At 67.7% G+C, this 22702-nt stretch carries 29 protein-coding genes and 2 riboswitches; of the genes, 15 read left to right on the plus strand and 14 right to left on the minus strand.

What is annotated here, in order from left to right:
- Nucleotides 1-5 precede the first annotated feature (5 nt).
- A complete protein-coding gene (locus ACIA8G_RS40405; protein ID WP_396424236.1) occupies nucleotides 6-647 on the minus strand; it encodes an AIM24 family protein in 642 nt (213 codons plus the stop codon).
- 71 nt (nucleotides 648-718) lie between these two features.
- On the opposite strand from ACIA8G_RS40405, the gene glp reads away from it, so the two are divergent.
- The 4 genes from glp to pssA all read left to right on the plus strand — a co-directional run bounded on the left by glp (nucleotide 719) and on the right by pssA (nucleotide 5241).
- On the plus strand, nucleotides 719-1924 hold the full coding sequence (gene glp, locus ACIA8G_RS40410) for a gephyrin-like molybdotransferase Glp (RefSeq protein WP_396424080.1): 1206 nt from the start codon (nucleotides 719-721) through the stop codon (nucleotides 1922-1924).
- Between the two features lie 25 nt (nucleotides 1925-1949).
- Nucleotides 1950-3374 carry a M48 family metalloprotease gene (locus ACIA8G_RS40415; RefSeq protein ID WP_396424081.1) on the plus strand — a complete coding sequence of 475 codons (1425 nt, stop codon included), beginning with the start codon at nucleotides 1950-1952 and terminating at the stop codon, nucleotides 3372-3374.
- Between the two features lie 203 nt (nucleotides 3375-3577).
- A complete protein-coding gene (locus ACIA8G_RS40420) occupies nucleotides 3578-4273 on the plus strand; it encodes a phosphatidylserine decarboxylase (RefSeq protein WP_396424082.1) in 696 nt (231 codons plus the stop codon).
- Nucleotides 4273-5241 (plus strand): CDP-diacylglycerol--serine O-phosphatidyltransferase, encoded by a 969-nt coding sequence (gene pssA / locus ACIA8G_RS40425; protein WP_396424083.1) that lies wholly within the window; start codon nucleotides 4273-4275, stop codon nucleotides 5239-5241. Before ACIA8G_RS40420 ends, pssA begins: the two co-directional genes overlap by 1 nt.
- A gap of 443 nt (nucleotides 5242-5684) precedes the next feature.
- Here the strand turns inward: pssA and ACIA8G_RS40430 are convergent, their stop codons facing one another.
- Together ACIA8G_RS40430 and ACIA8G_RS40435 are read right to left on the minus strand one after the other, a co-directional pair.
- Nucleotides 5685-6083 (minus strand): hypothetical protein, encoded by a 399-nt coding sequence (locus tag ACIA8G_RS40430; RefSeq protein WP_396424084.1) that lies wholly within the window; start codon nucleotides 6081-6083, stop codon nucleotides 5685-5687.
- 476 nt (nucleotides 6084-6559) lie between these two features.
- On the minus strand, nucleotides 6560-7021 hold the full coding sequence (locus ACIA8G_RS40435; protein WP_396424085.1) for a hypothetical protein: 462 nt from the start codon (nucleotides 7019-7021) through the stop codon (nucleotides 6560-6562).
- A 63-nt stretch (nucleotides 7022-7084) separates the two neighbouring features.
- Between ACIA8G_RS40435 and ACIA8G_RS40440 the strand changes: the two genes are divergently transcribed.
- Entirely contained in the window at nucleotides 7085-7231 is a 147-nt protein-coding gene (locus tag ACIA8G_RS40440) for a hypothetical protein (protein WP_396424086.1), read from the plus strand.
- A 110-nt stretch (nucleotides 7232-7341) separates the two neighbouring features.
- On the opposite strand, the gene ACIA8G_RS40445 is transcribed toward ACIA8G_RS40440, so the two are convergent.
- From ACIA8G_RS40445 to ACIA8G_RS40455, 3 genes are all read right to left on the minus strand, one after another.
- Nucleotides 7342-7590 (minus strand): hypothetical protein, encoded by a 249-nt coding sequence (locus tag ACIA8G_RS40445; protein WP_396424087.1) that lies wholly within the window; start codon nucleotides 7588-7590, stop codon nucleotides 7342-7344.
- A gap of 42 nt (nucleotides 7591-7632) precedes the next feature.
- Nucleotides 7633-8151, minus strand: coding sequence for a DUF4265 domain-containing protein (locus ACIA8G_RS40450; protein WP_396424088.1), 519 nt, complete (start codon nucleotides 8149-8151; stop codon nucleotides 7633-7635).
- Between the two features lie 188 nt (nucleotides 8152-8339).
- Nucleotides 8340-8756 (minus strand): hypothetical protein, encoded by a 417-nt coding sequence (locus ACIA8G_RS40455; protein WP_396424089.1) that lies wholly within the window; start codon nucleotides 8754-8756, stop codon nucleotides 8340-8342.
- 218 nt (nucleotides 8757-8974) lie between these two features.
- Here ACIA8G_RS40455 and ACIA8G_RS40460 point away from each other — a divergent pair, with 218 nt between their 5' ends.
- Entirely contained in the window at nucleotides 8975-11140 is a 2166-nt protein-coding gene (locus tag ACIA8G_RS40460; RefSeq protein WP_396424090.1) for an AAA family ATPase, read from the plus strand.
- A 3-nt stretch (nucleotides 11141-11143) separates the two neighbouring features.
- Here ACIA8G_RS40460 and ACIA8G_RS40465 read toward each other — a convergent pair whose 3' ends face one another.
- Both ACIA8G_RS40465 and ACIA8G_RS40470 read right to left on the minus strand, forming a co-directional pair.
- Nucleotides 11144-11740, minus strand: coding sequence for a LytR C-terminal domain-containing protein (locus ACIA8G_RS40465; RefSeq protein ID WP_396424091.1), 597 nt, complete (start codon nucleotides 11738-11740; stop codon nucleotides 11144-11146).
- Nucleotides 11740-12018: a DUF3263 domain-containing protein gene (locus ACIA8G_RS40470; protein WP_396424237.1), complete on the minus strand. Its 279-nt coding sequence runs from the start codon at nucleotides 12016-12018 to the stop codon at nucleotides 11740-11742. Before ACIA8G_RS40470 ends, ACIA8G_RS40465 begins: the two co-directional genes overlap by 1 nt.
- A 108-nt stretch (nucleotides 12019-12126) precedes the next feature.
- Here ACIA8G_RS40470 and ACIA8G_RS40475 point away from each other — a divergent pair, with 108 nt between their 5' ends.
- Complete coding sequence (locus ACIA8G_RS40475; protein ID WP_396424092.1) at nucleotides 12127-12702, plus strand: peptide deformylase; 576 nt, start codon at nucleotides 12127-12129, stop codon at nucleotides 12700-12702.
- On the opposite strand, the gene ACIA8G_RS40480 is transcribed toward ACIA8G_RS40475, so the two are convergent.
- Nucleotides 12699-13646: an aldo/keto reductase gene (locus tag ACIA8G_RS40480; protein ID WP_396424093.1), complete on the minus strand. Its 948-nt coding sequence runs from the start codon at nucleotides 13644-13646 to the stop codon at nucleotides 12699-12701. The two genes, ACIA8G_RS40475 and ACIA8G_RS40480, sit on opposite strands and share 4 nt — an antisense overlap.
- 74 nt (nucleotides 13647-13720) lie before the next feature.
- Here ACIA8G_RS40480 and ACIA8G_RS40485 point away from each other — a divergent pair, with 74 nt between their 5' ends.
- From ACIA8G_RS40485 to thiD, 5 genes are all read left to right on the plus strand, one after another.
- Nucleotides 13721-14323, plus strand: coding sequence for a LysE family translocator (locus ACIA8G_RS40485; RefSeq protein WP_396424094.1), 603 nt, complete (start codon nucleotides 13721-13723; stop codon nucleotides 14321-14323).
- Between the two features lie 96 nt (nucleotides 14324-14419).
- A complete protein-coding gene (locus tag ACIA8G_RS40490; protein ID WP_396424095.1) occupies nucleotides 14420-14557 on the plus strand; it encodes a hypothetical protein in 138 nt (45 codons plus the stop codon).
- Between the two features lie 22 nt (nucleotides 14558-14579).
- Nucleotides 14580-14861, plus strand: coding sequence for a hypothetical protein (locus ACIA8G_RS40495; RefSeq protein ID WP_396424096.1), 282 nt, complete (start codon nucleotides 14580-14582; stop codon nucleotides 14859-14861).
- 171 nt (nucleotides 14862-15032) lie between these two features.
- Nucleotides 15033-15155, plus strand: a riboswitch (TPP riboswitch).
- Nucleotides 15147-16787, plus strand: coding sequence for a phosphomethylpyrimidine synthase ThiC (gene thiC / locus ACIA8G_RS40500; protein WP_396424097.1), 1641 nt, complete (start codon nucleotides 15147-15149; stop codon nucleotides 16785-16787). It overlaps the preceding riboswitch by 9 nt.
- Nucleotides 16784-17602, plus strand: coding sequence for a bifunctional hydroxymethylpyrimidine kinase/phosphomethylpyrimidine kinase (thiD, locus tag ACIA8G_RS40505; protein ID WP_396424098.1), 819 nt, complete (start codon nucleotides 16784-16786; stop codon nucleotides 17600-17602). Before thiC ends, thiD begins: the two co-directional genes overlap by 4 nt.
- On the opposite strand, the gene ACIA8G_RS40510 is transcribed toward thiD, so the two are convergent.
- Nucleotides 17545-18090, minus strand: a complete 546-nt coding sequence (locus tag ACIA8G_RS40510; RefSeq protein WP_396424099.1) for a TetR/AcrR family transcriptional regulator — start codon at nucleotides 18088-18090, stop codon at nucleotides 17545-17547. The genes thiD and ACIA8G_RS40510 overlap by 58 nt on opposite strands.
- Before the next feature lie 58 nt (nucleotides 18091-18148).
- On the opposite strand from ACIA8G_RS40510, the gene ACIA8G_RS40515 reads away from it, so the two are divergent.
- Nucleotides 18149-18568, plus strand: a complete 420-nt coding sequence (locus ACIA8G_RS40515; RefSeq protein ID WP_396424100.1) for an SRPBCC domain-containing protein — start codon at nucleotides 18149-18151, stop codon at nucleotides 18566-18568.
- Between the two features lie 26 nt (nucleotides 18569-18594).
- On the opposite strand, the gene ACIA8G_RS40520 is transcribed toward ACIA8G_RS40515, so the two are convergent.
- The 4 genes from ACIA8G_RS40520 to thiO form a co-directional block, all read right to left on the minus strand.
- Nucleotides 18595-19038 carry a MarR family winged helix-turn-helix transcriptional regulator gene (locus ACIA8G_RS40520; protein ID WP_396424101.1) on the minus strand — a complete coding sequence of 148 codons (444 nt, stop codon included), beginning with the start codon at nucleotides 19036-19038 and terminating at the stop codon, nucleotides 18595-18597.
- A 162-nt stretch (nucleotides 19039-19200) separates the two neighbouring features.
- The gene (locus ACIA8G_RS40525) at nucleotides 19201-19956 is read right to left on the minus strand and encodes a thiazole synthase (protein ID WP_396424102.1); all 756 of its coding nucleotides are present in this window, start codon (nucleotides 19954-19956) and stop codon (nucleotides 19201-19203) included.
- A 1-nt stretch (nucleotide 19957) separates the two neighbouring features.
- The gene (gene thiS, locus ACIA8G_RS40530) at nucleotides 19958-20158 is read right to left on the minus strand and encodes a sulfur carrier protein ThiS (RefSeq protein ID WP_396424103.1); all 201 of its coding nucleotides are present in this window, start codon (nucleotides 20156-20158) and stop codon (nucleotides 19958-19960) included.
- Nucleotides 20155-21132, minus strand: a complete 978-nt coding sequence (gene thiO / locus ACIA8G_RS40535; RefSeq protein ID WP_396424238.1) for a glycine oxidase ThiO — start codon at nucleotides 21130-21132, stop codon at nucleotides 20155-20157. The genes thiS and thiO overlap by 4 nt, the downstream gene beginning before the upstream one ends.
- Nucleotides 21133-21135: 3 nt before the next feature.
- Nucleotides 21136-21247: riboswitch (TPP riboswitch) on the minus strand.
- A 26-nt stretch (nucleotides 21248-21273) separates the two neighbouring features.
- On the opposite strand from thiO, the gene thiE reads away from it, so the two are divergent.
- Both thiE and ACIA8G_RS40545 read left to right on the plus strand, forming a co-directional pair.
- Nucleotides 21274-21912: a thiamine phosphate synthase gene (gene thiE, locus ACIA8G_RS40540; RefSeq protein WP_396424104.1), complete on the plus strand. Its 639-nt coding sequence runs from the start codon at nucleotides 21274-21276 to the stop codon at nucleotides 21910-21912.
- Between the two features lie 31 nt (nucleotides 21913-21943).
- The gene (locus tag ACIA8G_RS40545) at nucleotides 21944-22702 is read left to right on the plus strand and encodes a dioxygenase (RefSeq protein WP_396424105.1); all 759 of its coding nucleotides are present in this window, start codon (nucleotides 21944-21946) and stop codon (nucleotides 22700-22702) included.

Consider the following 22702-nt stretch of genomic DNA (forward strand, 5'->3'; position numbering starts at 1 on the left):
CGGAGTCATGAACGCGAGCTGACTCCGTTGGCGCGCAACCAGGTGGCGAGTCGGCGTGGTCCCCTCGTCTGGGTCAGCACCGCACCTGGACCAGCGAAGTCGAACACCAGTCCTTCGCCGGAGTGAATGGATTGCGCACCATCCGGCGGCAACGCGCGAAGGCGGCATTGCACGGTGTCCGCGAACGCCACGACGTGGTCGCTGGCGATCGTCACCGCCTCGCCGGCCGCGAGCGTCACGAGGTCGAGCGCGCCGTAGCAGGCGAGCACGACGGAACCCTGGCCGTGCGCGTAGTTCAGGAAGCCTTCGACACCACCGAAAAGCGCTTTCATGGGCGGCGCGTCGGGGTTCATCGCGACCGTGCTGCTCGACGCGACCCAGCCGAGCCGTGAGACGCACCAGCCGTGGGTGCCGTCGAGCTCGACCAGGTGCAGGTCACCGGGCAACGCGGGCGCCGCGTCGATCCAGCCGCCTTCCGCACCGGCCGTGCACAGCGCGACTGCCTTCGCACCCGCGCCCTTGACGTCGACCGCGAGCCCGTAGCTCGTGGCCACCAGGGTCTGCGGGTCGGCCAGCACCATCTCTCCGGGCGCGAGCACGAGTCTCGCCACGCCGAACGTCGGTGTGTGCCTGGTCCGGACCTGCACTAACAACACCTCCGGGAGCAACGAGGTCCAAGCGATCCCCACGACCACCTCGACGTTGGCAGTATGCAGTCGTGTCCCCCACCACAGTCGCCGAACACCGCCAGCGCGTCGCGGAGCTCGTCGGGCGCATGCCCGTGCTGCAGCTCCCGCTCGACGAGTGCCTCGGGCTCGTGCTCGCCGCCGACGTCATCGCCCCGCTGTCCCTGCCGCCGTTCGACAACTCCGCGATGGACGGGTACGCCGTCCGCGCCGCGGACCTGGTTGGCGTGCCGGTCCGCCTCCCCGTGACCGACGACATCCCCGCAGGTCGCACGGAGCTGTCCGCCCTCGAACCCGGCAGCGTGCAGCGGATCATGACAGGCGCTCCGGTGCCGCCCGGCGCGGACGCGGTGGTCCAGGTCGAGTGGACCGACGGCGGCCCCGGCACGATCACTGGCACCGTCACGATCAACGCGGCGGTCGAGGCCGGTGCGAACATCCGGACCGCCGGCGACGACGTGCAGAAGGGCGACGCGGTGCTGGTCGCGGGCACGGTGCTGCGCCCGGCCCAGCTCGGTCTCGCGTCGGCGCTCGGTCTCGCCGAGCTGCCGGTGCGCCGCCGCCCGCGCGTGCTGATCCTGTCCACCGGCTCCGAGCTGGTCGAGCCCGGCCAGCCGTTGCAGCAGGGCCAGATCTACGAGTCGAACGGCATGATGCTCGCCTCCTCGGTGCGCGAGGCGGGAGGCATCGCCGTGCAGCTGCGGTTCGTGCCGGACGACGTGGACGCGTTCCACCGCGCGCTGGCGCCCTATCTCGGCTCGGTGGACGTGATCGTGACGTCCGGCGGGGTCAGCGCGGGCGCCTACGAGGTGGTCAAGGACGCCCTGGTCAGCCACGACGTGCGGTTCACCAAGGTCGCCATGCAGCCGGGCGGTCCGCAGGGGGCGGGCAGGTACGAGGGCGTGCCGGTGCTGACGCTGCCGGGCAACCCGGTGAGCGCGCAGGTGTCGTTCGAGGTGTTCGTGCGGCCGGCGCTGCTCGCGGCGATGGGCCACCTCCAGGTCGAGCGCACCACCGCGCGGGCAACCATCACGACCGGGCTGACGTCTCCAGCAGGGAGGACGCAGTTCCGGCGGGGTGCGTACGACCCGTCGTCCGGGCAGGTCGTGACGCCGGTCGGGGGGCCGGGATCGCACCTGCTGTCGGCGCTGGCGCTGTCGAACTGCCTGATCGAGGTGCCGCAGGACGTCACCGAACTGGCGGCGGGCGCCGAGGTCACCATCAGATACCTGCAATAAGGACGACGTTCTGGGGGACGGATCGATGAGAGCGACGCTGGCGCTGGCGATGCTCGCCGGTTTCTTCGTGCTGGCGGTGGGCCTGTTCGTCGGGCTGGGCGGGGCCGCGCTCGCGGTCTTCGACCAGGGCGACGTCGAGGGCGGCGTGTACCTCGGGCTGCTCGCCCTCGTGCTGGGCGGTCCTCCGCTGGTGGCGATGCTGGTGGCGTTGTGGATCAGGCCGCAGCCGAGCGGCGTCGCGATGACCCGCGCGACGCACCCCGAGCTCTGGCAGCACGTCGACGAGCTGGCGCGGATCGCGGGCACCCGCAGCCCGGACGACATCAGGCTCGTCGACGGGGCGAACGCGAGCGTGTGGGAACGCCGCGGTGTGCGGTACCTGGAGCTCGGGCTGCCGCTGGTGGCGGGCACGGGCATCGGCGAGCTGAGGTCGGTCCTCGCGCACGAGCTGGGTCACTACGGCGGCGGGCACACGAAGGTCTCCGCGGTGACGTACCGCGCGAAGCTCGCACTCGGGCTGGCGGTCGGGCGGGTCGACACCTCGTTCGGCGTGCTCTACGCGTGGGCCAGGCTGTACGCGCTGGTCGCCGCCTCGGAGAGCCGCAAGCACGAGCAGTTCGCCGACGAGGTCGCCGTGGCCGCGGCCGGGCAGGAGGCGGCGTCGCGGGCGCTGTTGCGGATGGGTCCGGTCGGCGAGGGCTGGAACGACTACCTGCGCTGGTACGTCTCGCTCGCCGTCCTCGCGGGCCGCACGCCGCCGCTGGTCGAGGGCTTCCGCGCCTACCTGGACCACCCGCGGCGCGTGCACGAGCTGCGAGAGCTGGAGCCCCTCCTGGCCGAGCAGGAGCCGAAGACGGTGTTCGACAGCCATCCCCCGGTCCGGGAGCGAGTGGCCGCGATGAGGCAACTCCGGCCGGCCGCGATGACGGTGGCGGAGGCCGTCGACGAGCGGCCCGCGTGGACGTTGCTGCGGGGCACGCCCGCGGAGGAGATCGCGAAGCTGGTCGACGTGAAGGGACCGCCGATCACCTGGGAGCAGCTGGCCCCGCTGACCGGGCCGGAACTGCTGCGCCGCTACGCCGAGGCGCTGCGGCACGCGGGCCGGGTCAGCAAGATCGGCGACACGCTGGCCGCGCTGTTGACGGGGTTGGAGCAGGGCCGCCTGCACGAGCTGACCGGCAGGCCGGTCGACGGCTCGCTGACCGCCGAACAGGTGCACGACGCGGCTGTCGAAACCGTGACGGAACTCCTCGGCTGCATGATCGCCGACCAGCTCGTGACGGCAGGGCGCGCCGAGCTGGAGCTGAACTGGGGCGGACTCTTCGTGCTGCGGCTGCCCGACGGAGCTGCGGTCTATCCCGACGACCTCGTCGCACCCGCCGTCCGTGACGCTTCACGAGTCCCTGAAGTGCGACGTCGGTTGCAAGCCATTGGTCTCGACGGACTGTGACGGAACGCTCACAGTACGACGTTGTTCACCCCATGTGACGGGGATTACACTGCCCGCAGGGGCCGTTGGGCCCGTGCATTCGTCGGGGGATGCATGGGCCCACCGGCCACTTGCTTTTCCGGCAGTCCTGATGGGCGGTTTGGCGTGTTGGCGTAGCGTGATGCCGCCCGACAACCACGGAAGCTACGGAACCCCACGACACGATGAGCAGCGAAAAGCCCGTCTCTCACTTCCTCGAACTCGCGCGCGGCATGGTGCCGCCGATGCACCCGGCCGGACGCCCGTTCGTCGCGGGCGCGGCCATCGCGACCCTCCTGGTCCGGCTGCGCTTCAAGCGGCTCGGCGTGGTCCTCGCCCTGGTCACAGCGTGGGTGGCGTGGTTCTTCCGCGAGCCGAAGCGCGTGACGCCGACCCGCCCGAACCTCGCGGTGGCCCCGGCCGACGGCACCGTCTCGCACGTGGTCGACGCCGTCCCGCCCGCAGAGCTCGGCCTCGGCACCGAGCCGATGACCCGCGTGAGCGTGTTCCTCTCGGTCTTCGACGTGCACGTGCAGCGCGTGCCCGCGGACGGCGAGATCGTCCAGGTCTCGTACCACCCCGGCAAGTTCCTCTCGGCCGACCTGGACAAGGCGTCCGAGGAGAACGAGCGCAACACCGTGTGGCTGCGCACCACGTCGGGTGTGGACTTGGTGGTCGTGCAGATCGCCGGCCTCGTCGCCCGCCGCATCGTGTGCGAGGTCGCCGAGGGCGAGAAGGTCGCCGCCGGCCAGACCTACGGCCTGATCCGCTTCGGCTCGCGCGTCGACCTCTACGTCCCGCGCGGCAGCCGCGTGCTGGTCGAGGCCGGTCAGCGCACCATCGGCGGGGAGACCGTCCTCGCTGAGCTCCCGGAGGCCTGATGGCTCCCAGCGGGCCCGGCGTTCGCCTGCTGCCGAACGCCATCACGGTCCTCGCGATGTGCTCGGGCCTCTCGGCAGTGCACTTCGCGAACATCGGCATGTGGGGCGCGGCCATCGCCTCCATCGCCGCGGCCGCGGTGTTCGACGGCCTGGACGGCCGCATCGCCCGCCTGCTGGACGCGACGTCGAAGATGGGCGCGGAGCTGGACTCCCTGGCCGACGCCATCTCGTTCGGCGTGGCACCCGCCCTGGCGATCTACCTCTGGAAGTTCGAGGGCAGCCGGGCGGGCTGGGTCATCGCGCTGATCTTCGCGGTCTGCATGGTGGTCCGCCTGGCCCGCTTCAACACGTTGCTGGAAAAGGAACAGCCGCCGTTCGCGAAGGAGTTCTTCGTAGGCGTGCCCGCTCCCGCCGGCGGCCTGTTGTTGCTGCTGCCGTTGATCGTCGAGGAGCAGGTCCGCCGCGACGGCTGGTGGAACTCACCGCTTGTCGTCGGAATCTGGACCGTCGTGGTCGCGATGCTGCTGGTGTCGCGCATCCCGACCTTGTCCGTGAAGACCGTGAAGGTGCCGCCGCGCGCGGTCGCGCCTCTGCTGGTCCTGATCGGACTTCTCGCCGCCGCGATCATCACGTTCCCGCTGGTGGCGCTGATCATCGCGATGGTCGTTTATCTCGCGCACCTGCCTTACTCGGTGCGGCGGTACATGTGGCTTTCCAAGCATCCTGAGGCTTGGACCGTCACCGGTGCCGATCGCCGGGCTATCAAGCGGGCTCATGGGGTGGCTGCTCGTCGGCTTGGGCTGCGTCAGCCGTTGCATGGGCGGGTTGCTGGTGCGGCTATGCGGGCTGTTCGGCGGCCTCGGCGGGATGTTTCTTCCGCTGTTGCTGCGGAGGGTGTTGTGCCTTCTGCCAATGGGCGGCGGCGGTCTTGGCGGCAGTTGGGGCTTCGGCGGCAGCCGAAGCGCTGATCGTTTCCTGAACAGACTGCGGGCCGGACACGTTGAGCGTGTCCGGCCCATAGTTTTCGCGCCGGCGTCTGCCTCAAGTTCCGGCGCGGCGGTACATGTGACTGTCCAAGCCTTCCGAGGCTTGGACTGTTACCGGTGCCGATCGTCGTGTTATCAGCGTGCGCATGGGGTGCCTGCTCGTCGACTTGGGTTGCGTCAGCCGTTGCACTGTCGTGTCGATGGTGCGGCCATGCGCGCGGTGCGCAGGCCTCGGCGTGATGGGGCTGCGCCTACTGCGGTGGACGGCTCGGTGCCCTCGGCCAACGGATGCCGCCTGTCATGGCGGCAGTTGGGCTTGAGGCGCCAGCCGAAGCGGTGGCCCTTTCACTCAGCTCCCCGAACCCAGCAAACGAGAAGCCCACCGGAAGTAGTCCGGTGGGCTTTTCGCATTTCACGGCTACCACTCAGTCCGTCGCCACATTCCAAACGCCGAGCACCTCGACGAGGTGCGAAGATTGGATGATCAGATTCGGCGGTCCCGGCCTGTCGGACCGGAGCTTTTCAACGATGCCGGCCGCCTTGTCAGAGCCCAGCGTTCCGGACGGCGGCCAGACAACGCCGCCTCCTTCGACACCTCCGTACTCATCGAACAGGGTCGAGCCTTCCTGCTCTGGAAGAGCCCAGAGAGCGAAGAGTCGGTCGCCGAGCGTTGCCGTCGCCTCCTGCCGCTCCGCAAGCAACTTGAAGTACCAGCAAGCTTGTCCGCCCTTGCGCTTCACGATCCCTTCAAGTGGTCCGTCGCGCCAATCAACCATGACCAGAATTTGCAGCTGATCGAGCTCACCGACTGATATTTCATTCATTTGCGCCGCCCAAAAACCCTGTTGAATACTTTTGCTACTCCCGAGTCCACGAGCTACGGATCAGGGAATGTACCCAGGCTTGGATGAGTCGACAGCTACTGCAGCCAGAACGTCAGACCGGACATCAATACTCACCCAGTAGTCCTTCTTGCAGAAAGGACACTCAGCATACCCTTCGCCGCTGAAATTTCCTTCCTCCGGCCTCGTCTTCGGCGACCGATCACCCCACTCCCCCCACTCCAACCGATCCCCTAAGGCATACTCGCGAAATTCGAACAATCCGAAACGGAAATCCACCGGAGTAGTGCCCGTCTCGCCGCAGCGCGGACACCGAAGTGAAACTTGAAGCAAGTTGTAACCGCTCATCAGCGCATAACTCTCTTCATCGGAACACCGCTGCAGGCGCAGCGCCCGAAATGACACTTATGTTGTTGTCTGCGATCATCGTGTCCGGCCCGTTTCTGTCTCGGGAATCCTCAGCTGTCCAACCATTCCGCTAGGTTCGAGACCTCCCACACCTGCCCTGAGGTCAACTGACGCACATCCCAGATCAAGCCAGCCACATCACGGTTCTCGGGCGAATGCACATGATCTCCGATCGCCGGATCCACTTCCATCAAGGTTGCGAGGACAGCGACCGGAATCCCGACAACCGCCGCGAGACCAGTGATGAGCTCCGCATCAAGCTCTCGCACTCCACGCCCTATCGCACCGATGGTCGAAGCCGAGAGGTAAACGCCTGACATCTCGCGCAGCACATGGGCCGCCGCAGACCAACCCATGTTGCGAAGGGCCAGCATTCGCACTAAAAGGGAGCCGAATCCCGGAGGATACTGCTCACCAGACGGCAGCGCACCCCACCGCAGGATCGTTGACGTTGGCATCACCGGCAGCGACTGAGCGAATTCACGTAGCCGTTCCCGGTCGGATTCAGGCAAGCGAAGCGCACGCTCTACCAGTCGAGGAAGCGCACCGCTGCCAACTCCGTCGGAGGGCGAGGCGTGTTCTGGGACATCCAGACCGGCGACAAGGAAGAGGTCAAGCGTCTGCATGTCAAGCCGGTCCGCGAGCCTGCGGAGAAGTATCTCATCGGAAGCTATATTCACGTCACGCAGAAGATCGTCACCCTGACTCCGCACCAGGCGTGACAGAAGTACGTCGTGGCCGGGAAAGTCCGAACTACTCATGGACACCACCACCTCGAAGGAAGCCACCTTCTGAGAAAATCCGGCGACCTCAACTGAATCTTGCCGACCTATTAAGGTTCTTCGGGAAGGTCAACAAGTCCTAACCGCCTCCGCGAGTAGGCGATCATCTGCAGGAAAGCAGTCGCCTCGATCTCGCCCTCCATGCTGACGCGGAGCGCTCTCGCAGGATCGTCGTCTCTCGTGGTGATCGCAACACTCGGCCCGCCTTCAGCCACGAACTCAATGCTTTCGCAATCATCGACGATGTTACTGACAGACGTGACACAAAAGTTGATCCCCCCAAAGGATTCGATCACCATCGTCCCCCTTCGCAAAGCCACGAATCCGACCAGCCTACCTTGCTACGGAAATTCAGGCAGCTGTCGTCGATGAATCTTCGATATTGCATTTTCCTGGAGATCGATGTCCTCGGCCGCAGCCTGCTCCAGCAGCCACCCACGCAGCTCACCATAGTCGACAACAGGAGGAATGCTGATAGAAATCAGGTTTTCGAAGGTACTCAAGGTGCCGATGTCGCAGCCAGATTCCCGAAGCTTCCTTTCGACCTCGCCCCTCTTACTATGCCGCCGAAAGACAACGAGAACTGCCGAATGGCCAGATTCAGACTTCAAGCCGTCGAAGACGAGCTCCCGACGCTCGTGATCCGGACGAACACTGATGAGGTCGCCGAACGCGATTCCACGCACGAAGAACGGCGTGTTCACCACCCGCAGCTCCAACTTGCCCGTTTTTTCGCCCCAGAGACGCTCGATCAAGACCGGAGGCCAATCCGCACCCTCTGATTTGAGGTCGAACACCGCTTGAAACAGGCTGGCGCCACTCTCCGAAACAGGAATATCACTCGACTGCGCCACATCCACCCCTAGTCGTTCTTAGCCCACCCTGGGGAGATCGCCATCTACGAGAAGCTCGAAGGAGATAGTGCAAGCACATAGTAGGTGTGGACGCCGTTGACTGTCAGGCGGTCGAGAGCGATCCGTCCGCCCCCATTCCTGAAGGTCTGGCCACCAGAACCGGCATCCGTGCGGAAGGTCCCCAGCACCTCACTTCAGGCTGTGACCGCCTCGGCAAGAAACCTGGCGATCCCCGACGCCGTGGCCGCCATGTCTCCCTGGTCGAGAGCAGCGGCCTCCAAGTGGATAAGGACAGTGGAGTTCTCCTGGTCCGGTAGTTCTCTCCGGTACGCCTCGACGCAAGCGCCGAGGACAGCCAAGGAGAACACCTCGCGATCGGCTTCCACGGGGTCGAGACCGGCGGTGAGCCCAGGTCCCGGCGGAGTGGCCAGCACGAGTTCCGGGGCGTCGTCGCGCACGTTCAACAGGACGCGTGCGATCCCGTCTTTCGGAGTCCCTCCATGCCTTTCGTATGCGATCGGCCACCACATGACCATCGCGGCGCAGCCGTGCCAGGTCTCGGCAACACTTCCGAGCCGGAACTCGACACCGCTCCCGAGTCGATCCGCCACCACCGCCAGCGTGGCAGGAGTGGCAGACGCGATCACATACCTCACGGACGCCCCGAACTCTGACCAAGTCTCGGCTTGCCCAGGTCACCGTCCTGGAGCGCGACTCCACCATCCACGACGTCAGTCATGTACGCCATCCTCGCCTCCCTAGTACGCGCGCCGCGCACTGCGGCAGATCAACCACCCTGCACGCCAACCACCGCACTAGAGTCGTCGACGTGATCACGCTGACGGCCCGCCTGTCCCCGTCCGCTCTGGACACCCGACGGGGCGTAGTCCGCCTCCACCGCGAGGTCCTCGACGCGCTAGGCCTGCGCGCCTGGGACGCCGTGAAGCTCACCGGCGCCCGTGTCAGCGCGGCCCTGGCGGCCGCCGGCGACCACCCGCCGGGCATCGTCCTGGTCGACGACGTGACGCTGACGAACCTCGGCATCGTCGAAGGCTCGGAGATCGTCGTGGCACCGATCGAGGTCGCCGCCGCACGGTCGATCACCGTGGCCGGCTCCCGCCTGGCCAGCACTGCGCTGACGCCTGACCACGTGCGGTTGGCGTTGACCGGCAAGGTCCTCACCGTCGGCGACAGCGTTTCGCTGCTGCCTCAGGACCTCGCGCCGCCGCCTGGCACCAACGTGTCCGAGACGCGTCGCAAGTTGTCCAACGCCATCGGCATGACGTGGACCAACGAGCTGATCACCATCACCTCCACCGACCCTGCGGGGCCGGTGGCCGTGCAGCCCTCCAGCGTCGTCGGCTGGCGGGCGCCTGCAACGTCTAAAGCGGCCGCTTCGGCTGTCACACCTGTTGTGGTGCAGGAGAAGCATGAGGCTTTGCCCGTTGCGGACCTGGTGGGTCAACGGGACCAGGCTCGCCGGCTGACCGAGTGGCTGGAGCTGATGTTCCGGCAGCCGGAGCTCCTGACCCGGTTGGGGGCCTCGGCGCGGCTGGCCGCTCTGGTCAGCGGGCCGGAAGGCGTCGGCAAGGCCACGCTTGTGAGGGCGGTGGCTAGTTCAGTTGGCGCCTCCGTTGTCGAGTTGGCCGCTCCCAGCATTGCCGTTCTTGAACCTGGCGCGATGGCCAAGCAGCTCGGCGATGCGATCGCCCGTGTCCCCGAGCAGCCGACTGTCCTGCTCGTCACGGACATCGATGCGTTGCTGCCCACTGCGCCGCCGCCGGTGGCGACGGTTGTACTGGACATGTTGCGCACCGCTGTGTCGCGTCCGAACCTGGCTTTGGTGGTCACCTCCGCGCGGGCCGAGTCGGTGGACGCTCGTCTGCGGGCGCCGGATCTGGTGGATCGTGAGCTCACGCTTCCGCTTCCCGATGGCGCCACTCGGACCGAGTTGCTGCGGATTCTGCTGCGCGACGTTCCGTTGGAGTCCGATGTGGACTTCGGTGCGGCGGCTGAGCGGACGCCTGGCTTTGTGGCGGCCGATTTGTGTGCGCTGCGGCGGGAGGCGGCGGTTCGGGCTGCACTGCGGCAGCGCGAGGTGGCGGAACCCCGTGTGGGGCAAGAAGATCTGCTGGCTGCGCTGGGCACGATCCGGCCGATCTCGATGTCCGCCTCCGACACCATTCAGACCGGTGGCTTGACGCTCGACGACGTGGGCGACATGACCGAGGTCAAGCAGGCTCTGACCGAGGCTGCTCTGTGGCCGTTGCGGTACCCGGATTCCTTTGCACGCCTGGGGGTGGACCCGCCGCGGGGCGTCTTGCTGTACGGGCCGCCCGGCTGTGGCAAGACGTTCCTGGTGCGCGCGCTCGCAGGGTCGGGGCAGCTGAACGTGCTGACGGTCAAGGGTGCCGAGTTGATGGACAAGTTCGTGGGCGAGTCGGAACGCGCCGTTCGCGAACTGTTCCGGCGGGCCGCCGATGCCGCGCCGGCACTGATCTTCCTCGACGAGGTCGACGCGCTGGCGCCTCGGCGTGGTCAGTCGTCCGATGCCGGTGTCGCGGACCGGGTGGTGGCGGCGCTGCTGACCGAACTGGACGGCGTCGAGCCGCTGCGGGACGTCGTGGTGATCGCGGCGACCAACCGGCCGGAGCTGATCGACCCTGCACTGCTGCGGCCGGGGCGGTTGGAACGTCTTGTGAACGTGCCGCCGCCGGACGCCGACGCTCGCACGGAGATCCTCAAGGCCGCCTCGCGGAACACGCCGCTCGCCGGCGATGTGGATCTGGCCGTGCTGGCCGGTGAGCTGGACATGTACTCGGCCGCCGACTGCGCGGCTCTGGTGCGGGAGGCTGCGCTGACGGCGATGAGGGAGTCGCTGGAGGCGGCCGAGGTCACGCAGGCCCACCTGGCCAAGGCGCGCCAGGTGGTGCGCCCGTCGCTGGACGCGGCGCAGCTTGCTTCGCTGGCGGCCTACGCGGCCAACCGCGGCTGAGGGCTACTTGCTCTTGGACGGGCCCTGGTAGTCGTTGGTGACGATCAGGATGATCCCGGCCGCCGACGACTGGATCCCGTCGAACCGGGGCTCCACCCGAGCCCTCAGGATCCCGGCGAGTTCCTTCGCGGACGCTTCCTCGTCGGTGCCCGGCCGGTAGTACACGGTGGTCGTCGGGATCGTGCCCTGCGAGTAGTTGCCGGTCTCGGCGACCGTCCAGCCGCCTGCCCGGACCTCGTCCGACGCCTTGCCTGCCAGCCCGGTGATGGTGCTGTTGTTGTAAACCCGCACCGGAACCTTCGCGACCCCGGGCTGAGTGACGGGGGGCGGCGGCACAACGGCAGACGACGTCGGAGCGGAAGGCGGCACCGTCGAGCTGGTGGCGGGCGGCGCCGACGAGGGCTCCGTGGACGGACCCGCGGAGGAGGAGGTCTGAGTCGGCGGAGCGGAGGTCGTGCCGCCGGCGGACGGCGGCGAATCTGACCCGTTGCTGAACAGGCTGACGATGCCGATCACCAGTGCCACGGCGGCGACGCCGAGCAGGGCGAAACCGGCGGCCTTGGCCGGACGGGACGGGCTAGCGGACTCGGGGGAGGTCATCAGTCCTCGGTGCTCCTGGCGCGTGCACGGACCCTTTGGCGGCCTGTCCGCACGCCGCGCAACCGCTTGACCAGCATCGGATCGGCAGCCAGGGCGGCTTCGGACTCGATCAGGCCGTTGAGCAGCTGGTAGTAGCGGGTGGCGGACATGTCGAACAGTTCCCTGATGGCCTGTTCCTTGGACCCCGAGTACTTCCACCACTGACGCTCGAACGCGAGCATCGTGCGTTCGCGGCTGGTGAGCCCGTCAGCGGTAGCAAGCGCCTCGGCGTGATCCATCTGGCTCCCCACGGTCGCCGCACCATCTCAGGTGCGGGCAATTCAATCACGTGATCGTTCCAACCTACCGCGCGACACCGACAGTTTTGGACGGCTTAAAGTCTGACCATGGCCGTGCATCGCATCCGCATCGCTGGTGACCCCGTGCTGCACAACCCAGCGCGTGAGGTCACCGAGTTCGACACCGAGCTGAAGACGCTCGTCGACGACATGTTCGACACGATGGCAGCAGCTCACGGAGTCGGGCTCGCAGCCAACCAGATCGGTGTCGACCTGCGGGTTTTCGTGTACGACTGCCCGGACGACGAGGGCGTGCAGTACCGCGGCGCGATCGTGAACCCGGTGCTGGAGACCTCCGAGATCCCGGAGACCATGCCGGACCCGGACGACGACTTCGAGGGCTGCCTGTCCGTGCCGGGTGAGGCGTACCCGACCGGACGCGCCCGTTGGGCGAAGGTGACCGGGCAGGACCTGGACGGACAGCCGTTCGAGGTCGAGGGCACCGGCTTCTTCGCGCGCTGCCTGCAGCACGAGACCGACCACCTCAACGGCTACCTCTACACCGACCGTCTCATCGGCCGGTACAAGAAGGAGTCGAAGCGGATGCTGCGCGACAACGAGTGGGGCCGGCCGGGCCTGTCCTGGGACCCGGCCGACCCCGCGAACTTCGAGGACGAGGACTAGGGGCGCAGCGCCGACTCCACCTGGGCCAGCTCCCCCGAAGTCAACGGCCCGAACGCCAGCGCACCCGCGTTCTCCTCGGCCTGAGCCACCGTCCGGATGCCCGGAATCGGGATCAGCCGGGGAGAGCGCGCCCAGAACCACGCCAGCGCGCCCTGGACCAGCGACCGTCCACCCGAGGTCAGCACGTCGCGCACGGACTCCCGCGCCTTCAAGAACTCGGGCGAAGGCCGGCCGTCGACGAAGAAGTGCAGCCACGACATGTTCGTGACGCGCACGTCGTCGGAAGGCAACTGCTCGAACGTCTCCCGCGCGAGCAGCCCCATCGCCAGCGGACGACGACACAGCACCGCAAGACCCAGGTCGTACATCGCCGGGTTGTCGAACAGCACGTTGAGGTCGGCCTGCACCACCGCACAGTGCTCACCCTCGCCGAAGAACCGGGCACGCTCGGGATCGTCGGTGCTCCAGCCGTACGAGCGGATCTTGCCCGCGGCGACCAGCGCCTCGCACTCGTCGCGCAGCAACGCGGCCTCGTCGAGTCCGAGGTCACCGAGGTGGAGCTGGTACACGTCGATCCGGTCGGTCCCCAAGCGCCGCAACGACCCCTCGACGGCACGGCGCAGGTGCTCGACCGACCCGTCGCTCCCGGTCATCTCCCGGGAGTCCGGGTCGAACACATATCCCCACTTGGTCGCCATCACCACTTCGTCGCGCACCGACGCAAACGCTTGCCCCACGAGCGTTTCCGAGTGCCCGCAACCGTAGGTGTCCGCCGTGTCGAACAGCCGGACGCCGAGGTCGAACGAGCGTTGCAACGCCTTGAGCGACTGCGCGTCGTCGGTCGGTCCCCACCCGACCGGCTGGCCGCCGGACGTGACCGGCCCGCCCATCGCCCACGTGCCGATGCCCAGGGCCGGCACTTCGAAGTTCCCCACAGCTGTCATGGCACTCACCGAACACCCTGGAGTGCACTCCAGGTCAAGAAAAAGGATTGCTTCGGTCCGCCACCATCAATGGCATGCCACTCGACAACCTCGTCGCCTTCATCGCGGCCTCGTTCCTCATCGCACTGTCGCCAGGACCCGGCACGGCCATGGTCCTGCGACAGTCGGTGCACGGGCGAAAAGCGGCGCTGGCGACGGTGTTCGGCATGGAGGTCGGCGTCGCGTGCTGGGCGATCGCCGCGGCTCTGGGGCTGAGCGTCCTGCTCACGGCGTCCGAGATCGCCTACCACGCGCTGCGGATCGGCGGCGCGGTCTTCCTGATCTACCTCGGCCTGAAGGCCCTGATCAGCAAGACCAAGCCGGAGACGGCACCGCCGCCTGCCAGCCACGCGTTCCGCAGCGGGCTGATCGTGAACCTGGCCAACCCGAAGCTCGGCGTGTTCGCGATCTCGTTCCTACCGCAGTTCGTGCCTGCCGGGGAGGCCGGCCAGGGGGTTCTGCTCTTCCTCGCCGTGTTCTGGGTCGCCATCGACACCGTCTGGTACCTGATCATCGTGTCGATCCTGCACACGATCCGCGGCTGGCTCAGCAGGCCGCGGGTCCGTCCCGCGCTCGAGAAGCTGTCGGGCGGCGTGCTGCTGGCGCTCGGAATCCGGCTGGTACTCGACCCGCGTTGAGATCGGGTTGCCCCGGCGCCAGAACAGCTCGGGCAACCCGGCCAGCTCGGCGAACGTGTGGCAGGCGGCCATCGACGCGTAGCCACCGGCCAGCACGTGCGCGCGGATCCGGTCGAGACGGCCGAACTCGATCACCTCACCGGCGATCAGGAACGGCAGCACCAGCTGCCAGGCCTGCACCACGGCCGGACGACGCCGGTGAGGTGCGCGCAGGGCCGCGCGGGCGACTCGTAACAGGTGCTCGTTCGCGCTCATCGTGTACGGATGGGCCGAGTGGTCCCAGTTCCACCGGCGCTCCTCGGTGACGGCGCACCGCACGCACTCGACCGGCCCGGTGCCGAGTTCGGCACCGCAGCGGGAGCACGCGAGCAGCGTCATCGCCCAGTCGACACAGGTCCACGGGTACTGGCCGACGTCCGCGGAGGTCACCAGCTCGGCGAGTTCCCGGTCGGCGAGCTGCGAGGACGTCCGCAGCGCCTCCCAGTCCGCGAGCCAGAACTGGTCCAGCAGCTCGGCGCAGAAACCGCAGTCGGGGTAGCCCCTACCTGCGAGTCCTCCGCACGACGGGCATGCCGAGACCACGGCGGGACGTTGACCGCGACGCGCGCCGGGCGGGAACGGCTGGTGATCAGCCACGGGGAGAAGATTAGGGGCAAACGGTCCCCTTGGCAGCTACGCCGCACCGTGACTATCGTCGGGTCTCGACAACTCAACAAAACGCGGGAGCTCGCGCCTGAGCGGGCTGAGAGGGTGACTGGCTGTAGTGCCGGTGTCACCGACCGCCTGAACCTGACCGGGTAATGCCGGCGTAGGGAGGAATGTCGTGACGACACTTGACGACCGTTCGGTCAAGCCCACTGTTACCACCGGCCCGATCTCGGGCTCGCGCAAGGTGTACCGCGATGGTGTGCCTTTCCGCAGGGTGGAACTGACCAACGGCGAGCATGTCGATCTCTACGACACTTCCGGTCCGTATACCGACGAGAACGCGACCATCGACGTCCAAAGTGGACTTTCCGACCTCAGGTCGGGGTGGATCGCCGAACGGGAACCGATCAACGGAGCTGTCAGCCAGCTCGCGTACGCGAAGGCCGGGATCATCACCCGGGAGATGCGCTACATCGCGACGCGGGAGAACCTCGACGCGGAGTTCGTGCGCAACGAGGTCGCCATCGGGCGTGCGGTCATTCCGTTGAACCGCAAGCACCCCGAGGCCGAGCCGATGATCATCGGCAAGAAGTTCCTCGTCAAGATCAACGCCAACATCGGCAACTCCGCCGTGTCGTCGTCGATCGAGGACGAGGTCGAGAAGATGGTGTGGGCGTCCCGCTGGGGTGCCGACACGATCATGGACCTCTCCACCGGCAAGCGGATTCACGAGACGCGCGAGTGGATCCTGCGCAACTCGCCCGTGCCCATCGGCACCGTGCCGATCTACCAGGCGCTGGAGAAGGTCAACGGCGATCCGGCCGCGTTGACGTGGGAGATCTACCGCGACACCGTGCTCGAGCAGTGCGAGCAGGGCGTCGACTACATGACCGTGCACGCGGGCGTGCTGCTGCGGTACGTGCCGCTGACGGCCAAGCGCGTCACCGGCATCGTCTCGCGCGGCGGGTCGATCATGGCCGCGTGGTGCCTCGCGCACCACAAGGAGAGCTTCCTCTACACGCACTTCGAGGAGCTCTGCGACATCCTGCGCGCCTACGACGTGACGTTCTCGCTGGGTGACGGCCTGCGGCCGGGTTCCATCGCGGACGCCAACGACGCGGCGCAGTTCGCCGAACTGAAGACCCTGGGCGAGCTCACGCACATCGCCCGCGCCAAGGACGTCCAGGTGATGATCGAGGGCCCCGGCCACGTGCCGATGCACAAGATCGCCGAGAACGTCCGGCTCGAGGAGGAGTGGTGCGGCGAGGCGCCGTTCTACACCCTCGGGCCGCTGGCCACGGACATCGCGCCGGCGTACGACCACATCACGTCCGCGATCGGCGCGGCGCAGATCGGCTGGCTGGGCACCGCGATGCTCTGCTACGTCACCCCGAAGGAGCACCTGGGCCTGCCCAACCGCGACGACGTGAAGACCGGCGTGATCACGTACAAGATCGCCGCGCACTCCGCCGACCTCGCCAAGGGTCACCCCGGCTGCCAGGACTGGGACGACGCGCTGTCCAAGGCGCGCTTCGAGTTCCGCTGGGAGGACCAGTTCAACCTGTCGCTCGACCCGGACACCGCGCGCTCGTTCCACGACGAGACGCTCCCCGCGGAACCGGCGAAGACGGCGCACTTCTGCTCGATGTGCGGACCGAAGTTCTGCTCCATGAAGATCACGCAGGACGTGCGGCGCTACGCCGAGGAACACGGACTGTCCACTGTGGAGGCCATCGAGGCGGGCATGGCGGAGAAGTCCGAGGAGTTCGCCGACACCGGGAACAAGGTCTACCTGCCAGTGGTGGAAACGACGTGACAGCAACACCCCCGAGGGTCCTCACCATCGCCGGAAGCGATTCCGGCGGTGGTGCGGGCATCCAGGCCGACCTCCGCACGCTCTTCGCGTGCGGGGTGCACGGCTGCGTCGCCCTGACCGCCGTGACAGTCCAGAACTCCTTGGGCGTCACGGGTGTCAGCGAGATTCCGGCGGACGTCGTCGCGGCGCAGATCATCTCGGTCGCCGAGGACATCGGCCTGCAGGCCGCGAAGACCGGCATGCTGGCCTCCGCGGCGATCATCGAGGCGATCACCCCGGCGCTGGACCGCGTCGGCATCGGCCGCGAGGGGTGGACACCGTTCGTCGTCGACCCGGTCTCGGCGTCGATGCACGGCAACCAACTCCTCGCGGACAACGCGCTGGACGCGTTGCGGGGCCTGCTGTTCCCGCGCGCGACGCTGGTGACGCCGAACCTCGACGAGGTGCTGCTGCTCACCGGTATCGCGGTGAAGGACCGTGCCGACCAACGCGTGGCCGCGGAAGCGTTGCACGCCATGGGTCCCGAGTGGGTGCTGGTCAAGGGCGGCCACATGTGGGACGACCCGGAGTGCCTCGACCTGCTCTACAACGGTCGCGAGTTCATCGAACTGCCCGGGCCGCGCTACGACACCGAACACACTCACGGCAGCGGTGACACCCTGGCGTCGTCGATCAGCTCGGCGCTGGCGAAGGGTGCCTCCGTGCCAGAAGCGGTGCGGTTCGGCAAGGACTTCATCGTGAAGTCGGTGGCCGCGTCCTACCCGCTTGGCGGTGGTGTCGGCCCGGTGTCGCCGTTCTGGAGGCTCGACAAGTAGCGGGCGTACATCGCCTTGAGGTCGGTCTGCTCGGGATCGAGCAGCCAGACCGTCAGCGCGCCTTCGAGGAACGCGATCAGCTCGGTTGCGGCCGCTTCACCCAACGCCTCGGTGAAGTGGCCGCGGAGCATCCGGTTCCGCGCGCGGAACCGCTGCGTGATCTCGTCGTCGCGGGCCAGGTGCTCGGCCTGCAGCACCGTGTGCAACGTCGCCAAGCCCTTGTGCGCCATGGTGAACTCGGCGTCTTCCAGCAACGCCGACACCAGGTCTTTGGACGACACGCGCGCAGCCGCCCGTGCGTCGAACTCGTCCAGCACCGCCCTGAGCAGGTTCTCCTTGGACCCGAAGTGGTGGATCACCGCGGACGGCGTGACGCCGGCCTTCTTGGCGATGGCCGCGACCCCGGTGCCCGCGTACCCGTTGACGCCGAACAACTCGATCGCGGCGTCGACGATCTCGCGACGTCGCTCGACGCCGCGCTGCTGCACCTGCCCCTTGATCCCGACGATGGAAAAAGACTAGCTGTCGTCATTAGACTGAACAACCATGCAGGAAAATGAGGTCAGGACAGAGCTGGTCATCCCCGCGCCGATCGGCGACGTGTGGCAGGTGCTGGTGGACTTCGCGGGCTACGCGAAGTGGAACCCCGTCATGGAGTACACGCAGGTGGACGGGGTGAAGACGAAGGTGAAGGCGGCCAAGGGCTCGCCGTTCGAACGCGACTTCGAGGGCGAGATCACCTCGGTCGAGCCGTACGCGCTGACGTCCCAGGGCGGCGATCCGGAGACGTTCTTCGGCCGCCACCGCTGGGAGCTCACCTCGTTGGAGAGCGGCGGCACGCACCTGGTGAACGCGGAGTCGTTCACCGGCACGATGGCCGCCGGCGTGCTGGCGCAGACCCGCGACGTGCTGGTCGCGGAGTTCGACGCCTTCAACCAGGCGCTACTTCGCGCCGTCGTCAGCTAACCGGGTACGCACTTCGTACGCGACGGCTACTTCGGCTCTTCGCCGACCAGCGTCTCCAGCGCGTCGAGGGCATTCACCAAGGCAGCCACGTGCTCTGGCTTGAGCTGCTCGATCCGGCGCTGCAGCTCACGCACCCGCGCGGACCGCACCCCGGACACCATCGTCTCGCCCTCGGGCGTGGGTGTGGCGAGCCAGGCGCGGCCGTCCTGCGGGTCGGGTTCGCGCTTCACGTACCCGGCCTCGACCAGCGCGGCGACGATGCGGGACAACGTCGGCGGCGCCACGCCTTCCTTGTTCGCCAGGTCGCCGAGGCGCATGGGGCCACAGCGGGCGAGGGTGGCCAGCGCGGAGACCGCACCGGGGCCGAGTCCGGGGGAACCGGTGCGTCGCAGCAACCGGGCCAGCCGGCCGATCGCCAGGTACAGGCGCGCGGTCGCGTCCTCGACCTCGGCGTCAATGGGGGCCGTCACGGCTAGTCGTCCTCCTCGGCGGATTTCAGGTAATGGTCAATCATCCCCCAGCACGTGTGCACTCACGGTATCGGCTCCAGGCGTTCAGGTTCTGGCGAAGCGCTAGATCCGAGCCAGCGCCATATCGGTGAATTTCCCACCCACCAGGGAGGAAACTCGGTTCTACAAGGCCGGCGAGGACGCCTGGGCCCAGAAGCGTTGCGGAATCCGGCCGGCCAGCCGCGCGAGGCGGCCGCCTTCGACCGCGTAGCGCATGGCCGCGGCCATGCGTTCTGGGTCACCGGCGCGTGTCACCGCGGTCGCCAGCAAGACCGCCGAGCAGCCGAGTTCCATGGCCAGCGCCGCGTCCGACGCGGTCCCGATGCCGGCGTCCAGCACCACGGGCACGGACGCCCGCGAGGTGATCAGCTCGATGTTGTGCGGGTTGCGGATGCCCAGGCCGGTGCCGATGGGCGAGCCGAGGGGCATCACCGTGGCGCAACCGATGTCCTGGAGCTTCGAAGCCAGCACCGGATCGTCGTTGGTGTACGGCAGGACGACGAACCCGTCCTGCACCAGCCGTTCGGCCGCGTCCAGCAGCTCGACCGGGTCCGGCAGCAGGGTCTCCTCGTCGTGGACGACCTCGAGCTTGACCCAGTTCGTCTCCAGCGCTTCGCGCGCCAGCTGCGCGGTCAGCACGGCCTCGGCGGACGTGCGGCAGCCCGCGGTGTTCGGCAGGACCTCGATTCCCAGGCGCCGCAACAACTCCAGCACACCGGTCTGGCCCGCGGCGTCGACCCGGCGCATGGCCACGGTGGTCAGCTCGGTACCGGAGGCGACCAGAGCCCGTTCCAGCACCGAGAGGTTCGCGGCACCGCCGGTGCCGGTGATGAGCCGGGACCGGAACTCCCGGCCCGCGATGATCAGCGGATCGTCCACGTCAGCCTCCCTGCACCGCGGTCAGCACCTCGATCACGCCGCCGTCCGGCACGATCGTCTTGTCCCACAACGCCCTCGGCACCACCGCGCCGTCCAGGGCCACGGCCACCCCTGAGGACGGCGCGCCCACCAGCGACACGACCTCGGCTACCGAAGAGCCGTCGGCAAGATCCCGAGAACTGCCGTTGACCTGTGCCTTCACGAACTTCCTCCCTCGAGCAGCTCCACCACGGCGCGCGCGGTGTGCGGGGCCAGCAGCAGCCCGTTGCGGTGGTGGCCGGTCGCCGCGATCACGCCCGGCTCCAGGTACCGCACGATCGGCAGGTTGTCCGGACTGCCGGCGCGGAACCCGACCGCGGCCTCGGTCAGCGCGTACTCGGCGATGCCCGGCAGCACGGTTTCCGCGTCCCGCAACAGGTCCCGCACGCCCGCGACGGACACGTCGGTGTCGAACCCGGCCTCGTACTGGGTCGCGCCGACGACCACGCCGTCCCTGCGCGGCACGAGGTACACGGACCTCCCGGAGACCGAGGCCCGGATCGTGCGGGTCGGCGGCGGCAACGTGCCCGGGCGTCGGCCCAGCCGGAGGATCTCGCCCTTCACCGGGCGGATCACGTCTTTGAGTGCCGGGTGCAACGAACCACTCCACGCACCGGCGGCGATCACCGTCACCCGGCCATCCACTGTGGACTCGAATCGCACTCCTGCTTCCACGCAAGCCTTGCGCAGCGCGGAAAGCAGCTCGCGGTTGTCCACCGCCAGATCGCCGGGAATGAGCACGCCGCCGCGCACCGCCGGGCCGATGGAAGGCTCAAGTTGTCGGATCGTCCGATTGTTCAACAATTCAACAGTCGAATCGTTGAACAATCCGACGATTCTACGCAGATCAGCGAGGTCACCGGGCGTCGTGCCGACCGTGATCGTCCCGTTGTTGAACAATTCTACGTTCAACTCCGCAGCGAACTCCGGCCACTGCGCCAACGCCTCGATACCTTGTGCTGTAACGACTTCCTCGCCCGGCCACGCCTCCGCGACCGGCGCGAGCATGCCGCCCGCGACCCGTGAACCGGCATGCGGCGACCCGAGATCGTGCAACGACACCGAGAACCCGGCACGTGCCGCGAACCAGGCCACGGACAGGCCGATGACACCGCCGCCGACGACGGTCACTTCCACACTGCTCAAGGCATTCACGCTCCCTGCGCCGGCATGACCCGGATCAGGTTCGACGGTCGGAGCGAACCACGCTCCCTCTCAGCCCGGTGTTCTCCAGGCTCCCGTGCGGACCGACTTCAACATAACGGTTAACGTGCGTACGTGCCAGGACTCGACGGAAACCTGATCAGGCAACGACTCGCCGACGCGACGCTCTACCTCTGCACGCCGAACCGGCCTGATCTGGCCGAGTTCGCCGATGCCGCGCTCGCCGGCGGGGTCGACATCATCCAGCTGCGCGACAAGTCACTCGAGGCCAAGCAGGAACTCCAGGCCCTCGAAACACTCGCGGAGGCCTGCGAACGCCACGGCAGGCTCCTCGCCGTGAACGACCGCGCGGACATCGCCCACGCGGTCCAGGCGGACGTGCTGCACCTGGGCCAGGACGACCTGCCGGTGCCGCTCGCCCGCAAGATCATCGGCGACGACGTGGTGATCGGCCGCTCCACCCACGACGTCGAACAGATGCAGGCCGCCGCCACCGAACCGGGCGTGGACTACTTCTGCACCGGCCCCTGCTGGCCGACCCCGACCAAGCCCGGCCGCCCGGCGCCGGGACTCGACCTCATCAAGGCGACCAAGAGCGAGCGCGCGTGGTTCGCGATCGGTGGGATCGACCTCACCAACCTCAAGGAGGTCCAGGCGGCGGGCGCCACGCGGGTGGTCGTCGTGCGGGCCATCACCGAGGCCGACGACCCCCGCAAGGCCACCGAGTCGTTCAAGGTTGAACTTAGTAGTTGAAATTTGAACAAACCGGCGTACGCTCGAATTCGTGAGCGCACCAGTGCTGTACCTGAGCCACGGGGCACCCCCGCTGGCTGACGACGCGACGTGGACCAGAGAGCTCAAGGACTGGTCCGCCACCCTCCCGCGCCCGGAGGCCGTGCTCATGGTCTCCGCGCACTGGGAGGAGGCGCCGACCACGATCGGCGCGACCGGGACCGTGCCGCTGGTCTACGACTTCTGGGGTTTCCCGCAGCGGTACTACGAAGTGGAGTACGCGGCTCCTGGCGCGCCAGAACTGGCTCAGGACGTGCGCAAGCTGCTCGGCGACGTCCAGCAGGACGAGGAGCGGGGCCTCGACCACGGCGCCTACGTGCCGTTGAAGGAGATGTTCCCCGAGGCCGACGTGCCGGTGCTGCAGATGTCGATGCCCACGCTCGACCCGCGCGAGCTGCACGAGATCGGCCGCAAGCTCGCCCCGCTGCGGGACCAGAACGTCCTGATCGTCGGCAGCGGGTTCATGACGCACAACCTGAGCTGCGTGAACTTCCCCGCCGGGCCGGACTACGAGCCGCCGTCGTGGTCGAGGGAGTTCGACGACTGGGCACACCAGCAGCTGGCGAACGGTGACGTGGACGCGCTGCTGGACTTCCAGCAGAAAGCGCCCGCCGCCGGGATCGCACATCCGAGGACTGAGCACTTCGCGCCCTTGTTCGTGGCGCTGGGCGCGGCCAGCGACGAGAAAGCCCGTACCAGTGTTGAAGGCTTCTGGTACGGGCTCTCGAAACGATCAGTGCAGTTCAGCTAG

Source organism: Lentzea sp. NPDC051213 (genome assembly GCF_044455585.1).
Classification (GTDB): domain Bacteria; phylum Actinomycetota; class Actinomycetes; order Mycobacteriales; family Pseudonocardiaceae; genus Lentzea.

What these genes read in the sequence shown, in the direction of transcription:
- ACIA8G_RS40470 (WP_396424237.1), bottom strand. Translation starts at nt 12,018, where the DNA reads ATGGATCACGCCGAGGCGCTTGCTACCGCTGACGGGCTCACCAGCCGC.
- ACIA8G_RS40415 (WP_396424081.1), top strand. Translation starts at nt 1,950, where the DNA reads ATGAGAGCGACGCTGGCGCTGGCGATGCTCGCCGGTTTCTTCGTGCTG.
- ACIA8G_RS40515 (WP_396424100.1), top strand. Translation starts at nt 18,149, where the DNA reads ATGCAGGAAAATGAGGTCAGGACAGAGCTGGTCATCCCCGCGCCGATC.
- ACIA8G_RS40430 (WP_396424084.1), bottom strand. Translation starts at nt 6,083, where the DNA reads ATGAATGAAATATCAGTCGGTGAGCTCGATCAGCTGCAAATTCTGGTC.
- ACIA8G_RS40420 (WP_396424082.1), top strand. Translation starts at nt 3,578, where the DNA reads ATGAGCAGCGAAAAGCCCGTCTCTCACTTCCTCGAACTCGCGCGCGGC.
- ACIA8G_RS40475 (WP_396424092.1), top strand. Translation starts at nt 12,127, where the DNA reads ATGGCCGTGCATCGCATCCGCATCGCTGGTGACCCCGTGCTGCACAAC.
- ACIA8G_RS40445 (WP_396424087.1), bottom strand. Translation starts at nt 7,590, where the DNA reads ATGGTGATCGAATCCTTTGGGGGGATCAACTTTTGTGTCACGTCTGTC.
- ACIA8G_RS40480 (WP_396424093.1), bottom strand. Translation starts at nt 13,646, where the DNA reads ATGACAGCTGTGGGGAACTTCGAAGTGCCGGCCCTGGGCATCGGCACG.
- pssA (WP_396424083.1), top strand. Translation starts at nt 4,273, where the DNA reads ATGGCTCCCAGCGGGCCCGGCGTTCGCCTGCTGCCGAACGCCATCACG.
- ACIA8G_RS40485 (WP_396424094.1), top strand. Translation starts at nt 13,721, where the DNA reads ATGCCACTCGACAACCTCGTCGCCTTCATCGCGGCCTCGTTCCTCATC.
- ACIA8G_RS40465 (WP_396424091.1), bottom strand. Translation starts at nt 11,740, where the DNA reads ATGACCTCCCCCGAGTCCGCTAGCCCGTCCCGTCCGGCCAAGGCCGCC.